Here is a 14,491-nt window from a genome sequence, read left to right as displayed (position 1 = left end):
GCTCTTCCGATCTCAATCCGGGCCGCCGCACCGTCACGCTCGTGGTCGAGAACGCGGGCGACCGGCCCATCCAGGTCGGCTCGCACTACCACTTCGCCGAAACCAACGGGGCCCTGCGCTTCGACCGCGAAGCCGCGCGCGGCATGCGCCTGAACATCGCATCCGGCACCGCCGTGCGCTTCGAACCCGGCCAGCAACGCACCGTCGAACTGGTGGACTACGCCGGCGATCGCGTGGTCTTCGGCTTCCGCGGGCTCGTTCAGGGCGCGCTCTGACGCCCTGCACGCTCTCGGCCCTCCTACACATCGCCCCACCCTGCCCCGACCGGATTCCTGACGATGGCAAGCATTCCCCGACGCGCGTATGCCGAGATGTTCGGCCCCACCACTGGCGACCGCGTGCGCCTGGCCGACACCAACCTCATCATCGAGGTCGAGCGTGACCTGACCTTGCAGGCCGGCGGCTACGGCGAAGAGGTGAAGTTCGGCGGCGGCAAGACCATCCGTGACGGCATGGGCCAGAGCCAGCGCATGAACGGCCCGGGGGCAGGCGACGCGTGTGACTGCGTGCTGACCAACGCGCTCATCCTCGACCACTGGGGCATCGTCAAGGCCGACATCGGGATCAAGGCCGGCCGCATCGTCAAGATCGGCAAGGCCGGCAACCCCGACGTGCAACCGGGCGTCGACATCGTCATCGGCCCGGGCACCGAGATCGTGGCCGCCGAGGGCATGATCGTCACAGCCGGCGGCATTGACACGCACATCCACTTCATCTGCCCGCAGCAGATCGAAGAGGCGCTGATGAGCGGCGTGACCACCATGATCGGCGGCGGCACCGGCCCGGCCACGGGCACCTTTGCCACCACCTGCACGCCGGGGCCCGACAACATCGCGCTGATGCTCAAGGCGGCCGAGGCCTTCCCGATGAACATCGGCTTTCTGGGCAAGGGCAATGCCTCGCAGCCCGAGGCGCTTCGCCAGCAGGTCAACGCCGGCGTGATCGGCATGAAGCTGCACGAAGACTGGGGCACCACGCCGGCAGCCATCGACACCTGCCTGAGCGTGGCCGAGGAAACGGATGTGCAGGTCGCCATCCACACCGACACGCTGAACGAATCGGGCTTTGTGGAAGACACCGTGGCCGCGTTCAAGGGCCGCACCATCCACAGCTTCCACACCGAAGGCGCGGGCGGTGGCCACGCACCCGACATCATGAAAGTGGTGGGCGAGCCCAACGTGCTGCCCTCGTCGACCAACCCGACGCGCCCCTTCACGGTCAACACCATCGACGAGCACCTCGACATGCTCATGGTGTGTCACCACCTCGATGCCTCGATCGCCGAAGACCTGGCCTTCGCCGAGAGCCGCATCCGCCGTGAAACGATTGCCGCCGAGGACATCCTGCACGACCTGGGCGCCATCAGCATGTTCAGCTCCGACTCGCAGGCCATGGGCCGCGTCGGCGAGGTCATTCTGCGCACCTGGCAGACGGCCCACAAGATGAAGGCCCAGCGTGGCGCCCTGCCCGGCGACACCGCCCGGCACGACAACGCGCGCGTCAAGCGCTATGTGGCCAAGTACACCATCAACCCGGCACTGGCCCACGGCGTGTCGCACGAAGTGGGCAGCATCGAAGAGGGCAAGTGGGCCGACCTGGTGATCTGGAAGCCCGCCTTCTTCGGCATCAAGCCCAGCATCATCATGAAGGGCGGCTTCATTGCGGCCGCCGCGATGGGCGACCCGAACGCCTCGATTCCCACGCCGCAGCCGGTGCACTACCGCGCCATGTTCGGCAGTTTCGGCGGCGCCCTGCAGCGCACCTCGCTGACGTTCATGAGCCAGGCCGCCATCGCGGCCGGCTTGCCCGAGCAGTACGGCCTGAAGAAGACCATCGTGGGCGTGAAGGGCTGCCGCACCGTGAAGAAGGCCGACATGGTGCACAACCACTATCTGCCGAAGATGGAGATCGATGCGCAGACCTACCAGGTGCGCGCCGACGGCCAGTTGCTGGTGTGCGAGCCAGCCACCGAGTTGCCCATGGCGCAGCGTTACTTCCTGTTCTGACGCACACTGCCGGGCATGCTGACCGTCAACAAACTCCTCCCCCAAGGCCAGGGCCTGGCCTCCGTGCTGCTCAAGCGGGCTGCCACCGTCGAACTCGACTGGGACGTGCGCCAGAAGAGTCGCTTCGACGCCACCGACAGCCAGGGCCGCACCCTGGGCGTGTTCCTGCCCCGCGGCACCGTGGTGCGCGGTGGTGATGTGCTGGTGGCCGAAGATGGCTCGATGATCCGCGTGCAGGCGGCCCCGCAGCCGGTGCTGGTGATCACGCCCTGCGCCGAGCACGGCTCGCCGTTCGACCTGGTGCGTGCCGCCTACCACCTGGGCAACCGCCATATGCAGATCGAGCTGCAGCCCGACCATCTGAAGATCGAGCCCGATCACGTGCTGGCCGACATGCTGCGCGCCATGCACCTGACGGTGCGCGAGGCCACTGAAGGGTTCGAGCCCGAGGGCGGCGCCTACGCCAGCGGCGGGCACGGGCATCACGGCCACAGCCATGACCACGGCGGGCACGACCACGCGGGCCACGACCATGGACACGCCCACGGCACGGCCAACCCGCCCCACGGCGCCCCCGGGCACGTACACGGCCCGGGTTGCGGCCATGGTCATCACGATCACGCCGCCAGCGCCAGCCGCGGCAAGCCCATCGGCATCGCCGTGAAGGCCGCACCGGCGCCGCACGTGCACGGCCCGGGCTGCGGTCACGGCCACGATCACGACCACTGAATGCCGCGCGTCCTGTCTCGCCCGGCGCCGCTCTCGCCTGGCGCCCGGTTGCATCTGATGTGGCTGGCCTCACCCGCCTTGCCGGTGGGCGGCTTCAGCTACTCCGAAGGCCTGGAGGCCGCGGTCGATTCGGGCCGCGTCACCGGTGAAGCCGACGCCGCCGCCTGGCTGCGCGACCAGCTCCACCTCGCCGTGGCCCGCAGCGACCTGGCCGTGGTCGCACGTGCCGTGCCGGCCTGGCAGCAACATGACCTTGCCCGCGTGCGCGAACTGAACGACTGGGTGCTGCAGACCCGCGAGACCAGCGAGTTGCGGCTGCAGACCGAGCAGATGGGCCGTTCGCTGGTGGAATGGCTGCGCAACCGCGGGGGTGGCGCACAGGCCGATGCCGACGACGCCCGGCTGGCCCAGTGCGCCGCCCTGCCACCCGCCCCCACCTGGCCCGTCGCCTTTGCGCTGGCCGTGGCGCAGTGCCTGCCCGTCGCCGCCCCCGGTCAGGCCAGCGATGCCGCGCTGCGCGAAGCCCTGTTGAGCTTCACCTTCGGCTGGGCCGAGAACATGGTGCAGGCCGCCATCAAGGCCGTGCCGCTCGGCCAGAGCGCCGGCCAGCGCATCCTGCAGGCCCTGGTGGACGCCATCCCCGACGCCATCGACCACGCCCTGGCCCTGCCCGACTCGCAGCGCCAGGCCTTCACCCCCATGCTGGCCATCCTGAGCGCCCAGCACGAAACGCAATACTCCCGCCTGTTCCGATCATGAGCAACCTGCACCACATCCCCGGCCGCACCAAGAAACTGCCCCCGCTGCGCGTGGGCGTGGGCGGCCCGGTGGGCTCCGGCAAGACGACCCTGCTCGAGATGCTCTGCAAGACCATGCGCGAGCAGTACGACCTCGTCGTCATCACGAACGACATCTACACCAAGGAAGACCAGCGCCTGCTGACCGTGGCGGGTGCGCTGGACCCGGAACGCATCATGGGCGTGGAGACGGGCGGCTGCCCGCACACCGCCATCCGCGAAGACGCCTCGATCAACCTTGAGGCCGTCGACCGCATGCTGGCCAAGTACCCGAACGCCGACATCGTCTTCATCGAGTCGGGCGGCGACAACCTGGCCGCGACCTTCAGCCCCGAGCTGTCCGATCTCACCATCTACGTGATCGACGTGGCCGCCGGCGAGAAGATCCCGCGCAAGGGTGGCCCCGGCATCACCAAGAGCGACCTGTTCGTGATCAACAAGACGGACCTGGCACCTTACGTTGGCGCCAACCTCGAGATCATGGAGGCAGACACGAAGCGCATGCGCCCGACGCGCCCGTTCGTGATGACGAACCTGAAGACGAAGGCCGGGCTGGACGAGGTGATCTCTTTCATCGAGACCAAGGGCCTGCTCAAGGCCGTGTGACCGCGGGCGCCCGCTGCGGCAGGATCAGCGTCGCGCGCAGGCCATCATCCAGCGCAAAGAGGAGCCGGCCGCCGTGACGGGCTGCCACCTGACGCACGATCGACAGGCCGAGCCCCGCGCCTTCGCCCCGCGCACCCAGACGGTCGAATCGGTCTCCCAGCTTGGGCAGGTCCTCGGGGCGCACACCGGGGCCCGTGTCGTGCACGACAACGGCCACACCGGCCTCCGTCGGTTCAACGGCCACCCGCACCGCCCCGCCTGAGGGCGTGTACTTCAACGCGTTGCTGAGAAGGTTGTCCACCGCCATGGCGATCCACTCGGGGTGACCCGCCACGCGCGGCACGCCGGCGGCAGCCTCCAAGGACAGCTCCAGGCCACGAGCCAGGGCGGCCACCGCGACCGCGCCCATCCGGTCCTGCACCAGCGCAGCCAGATCCAGCTCGTCCCGCCAGCCTGGCGTGGCGCTCAAAGGGGCCTCCGTGTCGTGATCCAGGCGGGCCAGCGCGAGCAGTTCGTCGGTCAGGCGCGTGGCCCGGTCCAGCGCCAGCATGGCGTTCGCCAGCGCGGCCTCACGCACGGCTGCCTCTTCGGCCCCGCGTGCCACCTCGATCTGTGCCCGGCAGGCGGCCAGCGGCGTGCGGAGTTCGTGCGAGGCATCGGCCGTGAAGCGCCGCTCCGTCGCGAAGGTTCGCGCCAGCCGCGTCATCAGCGCGTTGATCTCCTGCACCAGCGGCACGGTCTCCGACGGCTGCCCGGCCTCGCTGACGGACGCCAGATCCGCCGCCCGCCGCCGCGCAATCTGCTGACCAAGTTGATGCAAGGGCCTCAGCCCCCGGCGCACCACCCACCGCACCACCGGCGTCAGCAACAGCACCGTGGCCAGCGTCGGCAGGCCGAGCCCCAGCGCCAGCGCCCTTGCCAGCTCGTTGCGCTCGGTCATGGGCTTGAGCACAGCCAGCCAGCGTCCCATCTGAGGCTGCTCGAACCACCACACGCGCCAGCCGTGTCCGTTCAGGACAACGGTGTTCGCCATCCGCAAGCCAGCCGGGTCGCGCGGCCGCTCGGCAAACAACAGCGGCGGCGCCATCGGACTGCGGTACAGCAGCGCACCCTGTGGCGACCAGGCCAGCACGGCCAGGTCGACGCCTTCGCCGTCCGGTTGGTCGATCGGCATGGCGTCGAGTGATTCGTGCAGCGCCGCCACCGACTGCGGCAGCAGCGGCAAGGCCACTTCCATCAGCTGCTGATCGTAGATCTCATCAACCTCTTCCACCACGGACCAGTACGTCCATGCCGCCATCGCGACCCACACCGGCAGAAGCACCACCAGCAGGCTGCGCACCAGCCTCGCGCGCAATGACGTGCTCACGCCGTCGCCTTCGCGGGGTTGAGCATGTAGCCCACGCCGCGGATCGTCAGAATCCAGTCTGCCCCGAGCTTGCGGCGCAGATGGTGCACGTGCACCTCCACCGCGTTGCTCGCGATGTCCTGTTCCCAGCCATAGAGCGCTTCCGTCAGCTGCGCCTGGGATTGCGGGCGTTGCGGTGAGCGGATCAATCTGGCCAGCAGATCGAATTCACGTACGGCCAGCGCAACCGGCTGGCCATCGACGGTCACCATGCGCGAGGCCGGATCCAGACTCAAGCCTCCCCAACGGAACACCGGAGCCGCCTGCCCTGCTGCACGGCGCCCCATGGCGCGCAGCCGAGCCGCCAGCTCGGCCATGTCCACGGGTTTGATCAGGTAGTCGTCGGCCCCCGCGTCGAGCCCCGCCACGCGGTCTTCGATGGCATCGCGAGCCGTCAGGAACAACACCGGCGTGGCATCACCGCGCTGACGCAGTGCTGTCAGGACAGCCTCACCAGGGATCCCGGGCAACTGGCGGTCCAGCACGACGGTGTCGTACCGGTGGGTGGCCAGCGCCGCCATGGCGTGCTCCCCGGTTTCCACCCAATCCACCGTCATGCCCGCCTGGCGCAGCCCCTGCTGCAAGCCGTTGCCCAGCAGGCTGTCATCCTCCACCAACAGGATCCGCATGGCCGTTCGCCACCTTTTCATCGACCTTCAGACCGGCGTGATGGTAAGCCCAGGCCGCGCCCTGGTACCAGCTGATGGCATCGGCCACGGCATCCCAGGGTGCGGAGACCGAGTCGGGCAGTGAACGGCCCTGCTCGACCCGTGTCGACCGTACGCCGCCCCGCGGATCCAGCCGCACCAGCACACCTTCGCGAACCACGCCGAGGTCCTGATAGGTGCTGATGAAGGCACGCTCACGCCCCGGCTCCAGGTCGAACAGGTCGTAGCCCAGGAAGCGGCTTTCGTAGCGGAAGTGGAGCAGCCCGAGCAAGGTCGGTGCGATGTCGATCTGGCTGGCCAGGCGATCCACCTGCTTCGGCTGAACATGAGCCGGGGCATAGACGATGGCCGGGATGTGATAACGCTCCAGCGGCAGGTCGGTCTTGCCGGCGCTGGCCGCGCAGTGGTCGGCCACGATGACAAAGACCGTGTCGCGGAACCAGGGGCGCTTTGCGGCCGCGTCGATGAAGCGGCCGATGGCCCAGTCGGTGTACTTCACGCCGCCCGCGCGCCCGGTGTGCGAGGGAATGTCGATGCGGCCGTCCGGGTAGGTGAATGGGCGGTGGTTCGACGTGGTCATCACGTGCATGAACGACGGGCGTCCCTTTGCGTACGAGGCATCGGCCTGCTGCAAGGCCAGCGTGAACAGATCTTCGTCGGCCACGCCCCAGATGTTCTCGTGGTGAACGGCCTCGGCCGGGATGGCCATGCGGTCCACGACCTCGTAGCTGTTGGCGGAGAAGAACGCGTTCATGTTGTCGAAGTAGCCGTACCCGCCGTACACATAGCGCGTGTCATAACCTTTGGCGCGAAACACGCTGCCCAACGAGAACAGGCCTTCGTTGTGCGGCCGCTTGACGATGGACTGCCCGGGCGTTGGCGGTACGGCCAGCGACAGCGCCTCCAGGCCCCTCACCGTGCGGGTGCCCGTGGCATACAAGCGCGTGAACAGCAGCCCCTCCCGGGCAAGTTGGTCGAGCCGGGGCGTCAGGCCGCCTCGGTTGCCAAAGGCAGCCATGAAGTCGGCCGACAGGCTCTCCACCGAGATCAGCACCACGTTCAAACGGCGTTCCGGCACACCGTAGTCCACCAGCCGTGTCAGGTCGTCGGGGCCCCGGCTGCGCAAGCGCGCGTGCGGCGTCGCCAGCTGCCTGCGCAGGCGTGCCAGCGCATCCTCGACCGGCAGGCTCTGATAGAAGTGCTCGAAATCGAGTTCGTTGTGGCGCAACGCGGCAAAGAACTCGTAGACACCGTCGCCGCTCAGGTCGTTGAGGTAGCGGTTGTCGGCGTGCTGCTTCATGTCGGCCTGCACGGCCAGGTGCGCCGGTAAAAGCACCGCGCCCAGGATGACAGGCAGCGCCGAGGTGAGACGCCCCTTGGCGCGTGCATGCGCCGGCGGCATCAGGATGCGCCGCGCCAGCCACACCGCGCCCACCGCCATCAGTGCCATGAGGGCCAGCAGCTTGCCTACGGGATAAGACTCGCGGATGTTGCCCACCACCTCATGGGTGTAAAGCAGGTAATCCACCGCGATGAAGTTGAAACGGGTGCCGAATTCGTCCCAGAAGAGCCACTCGGCCGTGCAGATGAACAGCATCAGCATCAGCCATGCAGCGAGCCCGCACGCGGTGAGCAAGCGCCACCAGCGGCGCGCCCACCAGGCGGCCGGAGACAACGCCAGGTAGAGCGCCAGCGGCCACAGCAGCGACGCGCCCGCGAGCGCATCGAACATCAACCCTCTCCCCATGACCTGCCCCACCGTACCGAGCGAGACGGGTGCCTGGCCCCCAACGCGCCACCACAGCAGCGCGCGCAGGGCACTGCAGAGAAGAAGAAAGAGCCCCCACCAGCGGAGCCAGGTCTGCCAACCAGCCGGTCGGGAAGGGACACAGGACTGCATCGCGCGCCACGCCATCAAAGAATGAAGACGCCATTGAACTCACGCTGCCTTATCCCAGGCTTAAGGAAAAGAAAAAGGGGCCCTGAGGCCCCAGCACACCGCCTCGACAGCGGTTGACGTTCAGTTGCTGCGACGGCGACGCGACAGCCCGCCCGCAACGGCCAGCCCGGCCAGCACCAGGGCGTAAGACGAGGGCTCGGGCACCACGGCCACCAGCTTCTCGCTGCCCTTGCCATTCAGCGCGGTGCCCTGCAGCTTGACGGCAAAGCGGAAGTCGGGCGTGCCGAGCTCGGCCAGGCTCACACCACTGAGCTGGAACGAGATGGACTCGCCCGGATTGACGCCCGCCTTCGACGGCGGCTTCAGCGCGGCCACCGAGTAGTCGACATTCCAGCCGAGGCTGGTCGGCAGGTGGACGGCCTCCTTGGTGACTTTCTGGAAGCTCACGTCCCCGACGGTGCTCACGAAAGACACCGAATCACCGCTGCCGATCTCAAAGCTCTACGCCCGGCCGCGGGGGCTTGAGGTGTCACGTCGGTAGCGCCGAGCAAACGGCGCCATGGACCGCAGATGACGACGCAGGTGGTCCCCCCGCCAGGAATCGAACCTGGATTTCTCGCTTAGGAGGCAAGCGTACTATCCGTTGTACTACAGGGAGAGACCAGGGCGCCGAGTGTACAACCAAGCCGCCCCCCCCCTCTGGGATCACTCCGGCGCAACGTCCTCCGACAGGCGAAGCTCCTGCACGGTGTAGCCCTCTCGCGTCAGCGCCTCACGCAACCATTGCGGCTGTGCGCCCTGCCCGTCCCACGTCGCACCGCTCAATGGGTGACGATACCGGTGCCGAGGCGGCGGCGGAGGTTCATCCGGGCGCGGCAAGGGTGCCACAGCGGGGGCATCGGAGTGCAGCTCGCTTGGCGTGATATGCCAAAAATCCACGAGCTTGCGGATCGCGCGCAGCACAGCCTCTTGTTCTGGGGTCATCATGGCGGGCCTCTGGAGGGCCGGGCGTTTCAACCGGAAGTCCGGTTCACGGACGAGATGCTAGCAAACCGATCACAGGCAACCGGACATCGCGTGATTTCGCTGGCAGTTTCCCCTCAAATTTCGGCTTGTCATGCCGAATACCCCTCTACATTCCTCTCATCCCCAATGCCAACAGGGGATCCGTAGACAGGACGGGCTGTGTCTTCCTGTCAAGTACGAACCTTGACTGCTGAACACCATGCGCGTGAACTTGCCCGTCGTCGATGAGCCCTTTCCCTACCCTCGGGGCATGTCGCTGGTCTCCACGACCGACCTGAAGGGCCGCATCACTTACTGCAATCCGGCCTTCGTCCACGTGAGCGGCTACACGCGGGACGAGTTGCTGGGACAACCGCACAACATGATCCGGCATCCGGACATGCCAGAGGAAGCCTTCCGGGACATGTGGTCCGCCATCCAGGCCGGCCGGCCATGGTCAGGCTTGGTGAAGAACCGCCGCAAGGATGGCCGGCATTACTGGGTCCGCGCCAACGTCACGCCCCTGATGCAGGGCAGCGAGCCCGTGGGCTTCATGTCCGTGCGCACCGAGCCGGAGGCCACCGAGATCGACGGCGCCACGCGGCTGTACGCCCAGATGCGCGCCGAAGCCGAATCGGGCGCCCGCACGGTCGGGCTGCACAACGGGCGCGTGGTGCGTCTGGGCTGGCGCGGCAAGGTGTCCGACCTCACCTACATGGATCTGGCCGGCGAACTGACCGTGGCCTCCGTCCTGATGACCGCGCTGGGCTTCGGCCTGGGCATGCTGGTCGAGCACGGGTTGGAGGGGCTCGGCAACGCCAAATGGCTGCTGGCCGCGGTGTTCATGGTGGGCATCGGCCTGCTCGGTCGCGTCGTCTTCAGCCGGCTGGCCGTCGCGCCATTCCGCGATCTGCTGCGCTTTGCAAACCGCATGGCAGCCGGCGACCTCACCGTGCCCATCCATTCCGACCGGCGGGACATCGTCGGCCAGTTCACCCGCGCGCTCAACCAGCTGCAGGTCAACCTGCGCGCCATCGTGAGCGACGCGCGCACCGAGGTCGACCAGATGTTGATCGCCACCCGCGAGATCGCCTCGGGCAACCAGGACCTATCCGGCCGCACCGAAGCGCAGGCCAGCAGCCTGGAGGAAACGGCGGCGTCGATGGAGGAAATCACCGGCACCGTGCGCCAGAGCGCCGACACCGCGCAGCAGGCGGCCCAACTCGCCGAGCAGACCACCAGCATCACGCAACGCAGTGACCAGGCTGTCGACAACCTCACCCGCATGATCCACGCGATCGAGGAATCCTCCTCGCGCATCAACGACATCATCCAGGTCATCGACAGCATCGCCTTCCAGACCAACATCCTGGCGCTCAACGCGGCGGTGGAAGCCGCCCGTGCGGGCGAGCAAGGACGGGGTTTTGCCGTGGTGGCCGCCGAGGTGCGCGCCCTGGCGCAGCGCACCGCCACCGCCGCCAAGGAAGTCAAGCAACTCATCACCGATTCGGGCGAGAAGGTCAAGGCCGGCGCCGACATGAGTGAAGCCGCACGCGTGTCCATGCGCGAGGCGCTCACCTCGGTCGACCAGGTCGGATCGCTGGTTGGCACGATCAGCCACGGCGTGCGCGAACAGCTCAGCGGCATCTCGCAGATCAACCAGGCGGTGTCGCAGCTGGATGGCATCACGCAGCAGAATGCGGCGGCCGTGGAGCAGATCGCAGCCGCCTCCATGTCAATGGCGGAGCGCGCCCGCGTGCTGGCCGACTCGGTGAAGGTGTTCCGCCTCGACGCCAGCGACAAGCACCACGGCGACACCGATGCCGTGGCGCTGCGCAAGGCCGCAAAAACCGCACACGAGGCGGCACCCGCCACAAGCTGAACGCGCGATCACGCAGCTGGCACGCGGGCCGTGCCAGGGGTTAATCCTGAGCTGCGCCAAGGCAAACCGGGCGATTTCGTGAGCTGGGCTGGCTAGACTCGTCTGAGTCTGCCCTAGCCCCTCTGCCATGAAACTCGCGCTGCTGTCCGACCTCCACGCCAACCGCCAGGCCACCGAAGCCGTCTACGCCGACGCCCTCGCGCAGGGCTTCGACCGCCTCGTGTTTCTCGGAGACTACGTGGACTACGGCGGCGACCCGGGCTGGACGCTGGACTTCGTGCGTGCGCGGCAGGCCGAAGGCGCCCTCTGCGTGCGGGGCAACCACGACGACGCCCTGGGCGAGCACACCACCAGCCACATGGCAGACCACGTCATGCCCTCGCTGGCGTGGACCAAGGCCCAGCTGACACCGGCCCAACGCGACTGGGTGATCAGCCTGCCGCTGACCGCCGAGATCGGCCCCTGTCTGGTGGCGCACGCGAACGTCCACGACCCGGCCCACTGGGAATACCTGCAGGGCCGCATGGAGGCCACGCGGAGCCTGTTCGCCACCCAGCACCAGTTCGTGTTCTGCGGGCACATGCACCAGCCCTGTCTGTACCACCTGTCGGCCACCGGCAAGGCAGGCGAATTCATGCCGGTCGGCGGCGTGCCCATCAACCTGTCGCCCGCCCGGCGCTGGCTCGCCATCCCGGGCTCGGTGGGCCAGCCACGTGACGGCAACCCGGCTGCGTGCTACGCCACCTTTGACACGGATTCAGCCCTGCTCACCTTCCATCGCGTACCGTACGACCATGAGACCGCCGCACGCCGTGTGCGCGAGGCAGGTCTGCCCGAGGCCCTCGCAGAAAGGCTGATCGATGGACGGTAAGGAGACGACCCTGACGGCGCCCGCACCGCGCCTGCAGGAAGGCATGGTGATCGATGGCTTTCTGCTCAAGCAGAAGTTGCACATGGGCGGCATGGCCACGCTGTGGGATGTGGTCCGCGTGGACGGCAAGCCCGGCCCGGGCGACGGCGAAGGCCCGCTCATCATGAAGATCCCGCGCATCAAGGGCGGTGAGGATCCGGCCACCATCGTGGGCTTCGAGGTCGAGCAGATGGTCATGCCGATGCTGAAGGGCCCGCACGTTCCTCGCTTCATCGCGAAGGGCGACTTCATTCGACAGCCCTACATCGTGATGGAGCACATTCCGGGCGTGTCCCTGCGCCCCCGGCTGGATGAGGCCCCCTTGCCGGCCGACGAGGTGGCCAGCATCGGTGCGCGCGTGGCCGTGGCGCTGCATGCGCTGCACAAGCAGCACGTGGTGCACCTCGACATCAAGCCGAGCAACATCCTCTTCCGGCCCGATGGCACCGTGGTGCTGGTGGACTTCGGCCTGTCGCGGCACGACCAACTGCCCGACCTGCTGGAAGAAGAGTTCTCGCTGCCCATGGGCACGGGGCCGTACATCTCGCCAGAGCAGGTGCAATTCGTGCGCAACGACCCGCGCAGCGACCTGTTCGCCCTGGGCGTGATGCTCTACCACCTGAGCACCGGCCAGCGGCCTTTCGGGCAACCGCACACCGTGAGCGGGCTGCGCAAGCGGCTCTACACCGACCCGGTGCCGCCGCGCGCCATCAAACCGGATCTGCCGCCGTGGCTGCAGGAGGTCATCCTGCGCTGCCTGGAGGTCGCCCCCGACAAGCGCTATCAGAGCGCCGCACAGATCGCCCAGGACCTGCAGCACCCGGACCAGATCGCGCTGACGCCGCGCGCAGACCGCCTGGGCACCAGCGGCAAGCTCAAGACCCTGAGCCGCTGGTTCAAGGCCATGGGCAATGAGCCCAAGGTCGAGACCACGACCGTGGGCCATGTGGAGCGCTGCCCGATCATCATGGTGGCCATCGGCGTGAAGACGGGGACGCCGGAGCTCGACCAGAAGTTGTTGTCGACCGTCCGCCGCATCCTGCAGATCGAGCCTGGCGCCCGACTGGCCTGCGTGAGCATCATGAAGACCAACCGCATCGGCATGGACACCCTGACCGACGAGCAGGGCAACAGCCTGCACGTGCAGCAGCTGGTGGCGATCAAGCACTGGGCCCGCCCGCTGCAGCAAGACCTCAAGCTGGACGAGCAGCGCCTGACGTTTCATGTGCTGGAAGCGCCGGACACCGCCGCCGCCATCGTCGACTTCGCCAACCGCAACCAGATCGACCACATCGTGATGGGCGCGCGGGGCAACTCTGCGCTGCGGCGCTACCTGGGCAGCGTGAGCGCGCAGGTGGTGGCCGAGGCCGAATGTTCCGTCACGGTGGTCCGCGTGTGAGCGTGTCGCGGCGTTACATTGGATAGACCGATGATTTGGATTCGAACAATTTAGTTTTCATGATTGGTCGGAAGCCCTAGCATCCGCCCCATGAATGCTCTGTCGAATCTGCTGGACCCTGCGGTCCTCTTCTTTGTGTTTGGCGTGGTGGCCGGGCTGCTGCGCTCCAACCTCGAAATCCCCGCGGCCATCAGCCGCTTCCTGTCGCTCTACCTCCTGATGTCGGTGGGCCTCAAGGGCGGTTTCTCACTGTCCCAAAGCGGCCTGGGCCCGCATGTGGTCACCGGCCTGCTGGCCGCGGCGCTGCTGGCGGTGGTGATCCCGTTGATGGGCTATGTGCTGCTCAAGCGCTGGCTGAACAAGCTCGATGCTGCGGCCGTGGCGGCAACCTACGGCTCGGTCTCGGCCACCACGTTCATCGCCGCCACGCAGTACCTCGCCAACCAGGGCATCGAGTACGGCGGCCACATGGCGGCGGCCCTGGTGCTGATGGAATCACCAGCCATCATCATGGCGGTGGCCCTGGCCAGCTGGGTGCGACGCCAGCAACGGAACGCGGCGCCGGTACCCACGGCCACGCAACCGGCCCCCGAAGGCGCGCCGCTGGGCGTCAAGGCCGTGCTGCACGAGGCCCTGACCGACGGTGCACAGCTGCTGTTGCTGGGCAGTCTGGTGGTCGGCATGGTGACCGGCGAGCACGGCAAGGCCATGATGGAGCCCTTCTCCTCGGGCCTGTTCAAGGGCATGCTCGCCATCTTCCTGCTGGACATGGGCTTGCTGGTGGCGCGGCAGCTGCCGCTGCTCAAGGGCGTGCCGGCCGGTCTGCTGGCCTACGGCCTGCTGGGCCCGCTGGTGCACGGGGCGCTCGCGATCGGGCTGGCCTGGTCGCTCGGGCTCTCGCAGGGCGACGCCACCCTGCTGACGGTGCTGGCAGCCAGTGCGTCGTACATCGTGGTGCCTGCAGTGTTGCGCCACGCGATCCCCGAGGCCAACCCGGGCCTCTATCTGGGGCTGTCGCTGGCGGTGACCTTCGTGTTCAACATCCTGGCCGGCATCCCGCTGTACACGGCGGTGGTGGCCCGCCTCTGGGGCTGACCGCCACGCCCGCCGTGACAGGCCGG

The 14,491-nt window shown here is 67.7% G+C and carries 14 protein-coding genes and 1 tRNA gene; 9 read left to right on the top strand and 6 right to left on the bottom strand.

Annotated features, from left to right (window positions below):
- The 5 genes from Q0Z44_RS13490 to ureG all read left to right on the top strand — a co-directional run.
- Window positions 1–275 (top strand): urease subunit beta (locus tag Q0Z44_RS13490; RefSeq protein ID WP_298013594.1); only part of this gene is annotated, 275 nt, incomplete at its 5' end.
- Between the two features lie 63 nt (window positions 276–338).
- Entirely contained in the window at window positions 339–2,066 is a 1,728-nt protein-coding gene (gene ureC, locus Q0Z44_RS13485) for an urease subunit alpha (protein ID WP_298013591.1), read from the top strand.
- 15 nt (window positions 2,067–2,081) lie between these two features.
- Window positions 2,082–2,795 carry an urease accessory protein UreE gene (ureE, locus tag Q0Z44_RS13480; protein ID WP_298013589.1) on the top strand — a complete coding sequence of 238 codons (714 nt, stop codon included), beginning with the start codon at window positions 2,082–2,084 and terminating at the stop codon, window positions 2,793–2,795.
- On the top strand, window positions 2,796–3,554 hold the full coding sequence (locus tag Q0Z44_RS13475; RefSeq protein WP_298013587.1) for an urease accessory UreF family protein: 759 nt from the start codon (window positions 2,796–2,798) through the stop codon (window positions 3,552–3,554). It abuts the gene before it with no gap.
- Entirely contained in the window at window positions 3,551–4,198 is a 648-nt protein-coding gene (ureG, locus tag Q0Z44_RS13470; protein ID WP_298013584.1) for an urease accessory protein UreG, read from the top strand. The genes Q0Z44_RS13475 and ureG overlap by 4 nt, the downstream gene beginning before the upstream one ends.
- On the opposite strand, the gene Q0Z44_RS13465 is transcribed toward ureG, so the two are convergent.
- The 6 genes from Q0Z44_RS13465 to Q0Z44_RS13440 form a co-directional block, all read right to left on the bottom strand.
- Window positions 4,185–5,567: an ATP-binding protein gene (locus tag Q0Z44_RS13465; RefSeq protein WP_298013582.1), complete on the bottom strand. Its 1,383-nt coding sequence runs from the start codon at window positions 5,565–5,567 to the stop codon at window positions 4,185–4,187. The two genes, ureG and Q0Z44_RS13465, sit on opposite strands and share 14 nt — an antisense overlap.
- Window positions 5,564–6,235 (bottom strand): response regulator transcription factor, encoded by a 672-nt coding sequence (locus tag Q0Z44_RS13460; protein ID WP_298013580.1) that lies wholly within the window; start codon window positions 6,233–6,235, stop codon window positions 5,564–5,566. The genes Q0Z44_RS13465 and Q0Z44_RS13460 overlap by 4 nt, the downstream gene beginning before the upstream one ends.
- The gene (locus Q0Z44_RS13455; protein ID WP_298013578.1) at window positions 6,210–8,006 is read right to left on the bottom strand and encodes an LTA synthase family protein; all 1,797 of its coding nucleotides are present in this window, start codon (window positions 8,004–8,006) and stop codon (window positions 6,210–6,212) included. The genes Q0Z44_RS13460 and Q0Z44_RS13455 overlap by 26 nt, the downstream gene beginning before the upstream one ends.
- A gap of 288 nt (window positions 8,007–8,294) precedes the next feature.
- The gene (locus tag Q0Z44_RS13450; RefSeq protein ID WP_298013576.1) at window positions 8,295–8,639 is read right to left on the bottom strand and encodes a PEP-CTERM sorting domain-containing protein; all 345 of its coding nucleotides are present in this window, start codon (window positions 8,637–8,639) and stop codon (window positions 8,295–8,297) included.
- Window positions 8,640–8,757: 118 nt separating this feature from the next.
- Window positions 8,758–8,832, bottom strand: a tRNA-Arg gene (locus tag Q0Z44_RS13445).
- 47 nt (window positions 8,833–8,879) lie between these two features.
- On the bottom strand, window positions 8,880–9,161 hold the full coding sequence (locus Q0Z44_RS13440; protein ID WP_298013573.1) for an H-NS family nucleoid-associated regulatory protein: 282 nt from the start codon (window positions 9,159–9,161) through the stop codon (window positions 8,880–8,882).
- 289 nt (window positions 9,162–9,450) lie between these two features.
- Between Q0Z44_RS13440 and Q0Z44_RS13435 the strand changes: the two genes are divergently transcribed.
- The 4 genes from Q0Z44_RS13435 (at window position 9,451) to Q0Z44_RS13420 (ending at window position 14,465) form a co-directional block, all read left to right on the top strand.
- The gene (locus Q0Z44_RS13435) at window positions 9,451–11,061 is read left to right on the top strand and encodes a PAS domain-containing methyl-accepting chemotaxis protein (RefSeq protein WP_298013571.1); all 1,611 of its coding nucleotides are present in this window, start codon (window positions 9,451–9,453) and stop codon (window positions 11,059–11,061) included.
- A 127-nt stretch (window positions 11,062–11,188) separates the two neighbouring features.
- Window positions 11,189–11,932: a metallophosphoesterase family protein gene (locus tag Q0Z44_RS13430; protein WP_298013569.1), complete on the top strand. Its 744-nt coding sequence runs from the start codon at window positions 11,189–11,191 to the stop codon at window positions 11,930–11,932.
- Window positions 11,922–13,370, top strand: coding sequence for a bifunctional serine/threonine-protein kinase/universal stress protein (locus Q0Z44_RS13425; RefSeq protein ID WP_298013566.1), 1,449 nt, complete (start codon window positions 11,922–11,924; stop codon window positions 13,368–13,370). Before Q0Z44_RS13430 ends, Q0Z44_RS13425 begins: the two co-directional genes overlap by 11 nt.
- A 99-nt stretch (window positions 13,371–13,469) precedes the next feature.
- Window positions 13,470–14,465, top strand: a complete 996-nt coding sequence (locus tag Q0Z44_RS13420) for a sodium-dependent bicarbonate transport family permease (RefSeq protein WP_298013596.1) — start codon at window positions 13,470–13,472, stop codon at window positions 14,463–14,465.
- Window positions 14,466–14,491 lie beyond the last annotated feature (26 nt).

Source organism: uncultured Aquabacterium sp. (assembly GCF_947366995.1).
Taxonomy (GTDB): Bacteria; Pseudomonadota; Gammaproteobacteria; order Burkholderiales; family Burkholderiaceae_C; genus Aquabacterium.
This window is presented reverse-complemented; position numbering and strand designations above follow the sequence as displayed.

Coding starts and splice junctions, on each gene's coding strand:
- ureC (WP_298013591.1), top strand. CDS start 339: ATGGCAAGCATTCCCCGACGCGCGTATGCCGAGATGTTCGGCCCCACC.
- Q0Z44_RS13440 (WP_298013573.1), bottom strand. CDS start 9,161: ATGATGACCCCAGAACAAGAGGCTGTGCTGCGCGCGATCCGCAAGCTC.
- Q0Z44_RS13430 (WP_298013569.1), top strand. CDS start 11,189: ATGAAACTCGCGCTGCTGTCCGACCTCCACGCCAACCGCCAGGCCACC.
- Q0Z44_RS13460 (WP_298013580.1), bottom strand. CDS start 6,235: ATGCGGATCCTGTTGGTGGAGGATGACAGCCTGCTGGGCAACGGCTTG.
- Q0Z44_RS13435 (WP_298013571.1), top strand. CDS start 9,451: ATGTCGCTGGTCTCCACGACCGACCTGAAGGGCCGCATCACTTACTGC.
- Q0Z44_RS13425 (WP_298013566.1), top strand. CDS start 11,922: ATGGACGGTAAGGAGACGACCCTGACGGCGCCCGCACCGCGCCTGCAG.
- ureG (WP_298013584.1), top strand. CDS start 3,551: ATGAGCAACCTGCACCACATCCCCGGCCGCACCAAGAAACTGCCCCCG.
- ureE (WP_298013589.1), top strand. CDS start 2,082: ATGCTGACCGTCAACAAACTCCTCCCCCAAGGCCAGGGCCTGGCCTCC.
- Q0Z44_RS13475 (WP_298013587.1), top strand. CDS start 2,796: ATGCCGCGCGTCCTGTCTCGCCCGGCGCCGCTCTCGCCTGGCGCCCGG.
- Q0Z44_RS13455 (WP_298013578.1), bottom strand. CDS start 8,006: ATGTTCGATGCGCTCGCGGGCGCGTCGCTGCTGTGGCCGCTGGCGCTC.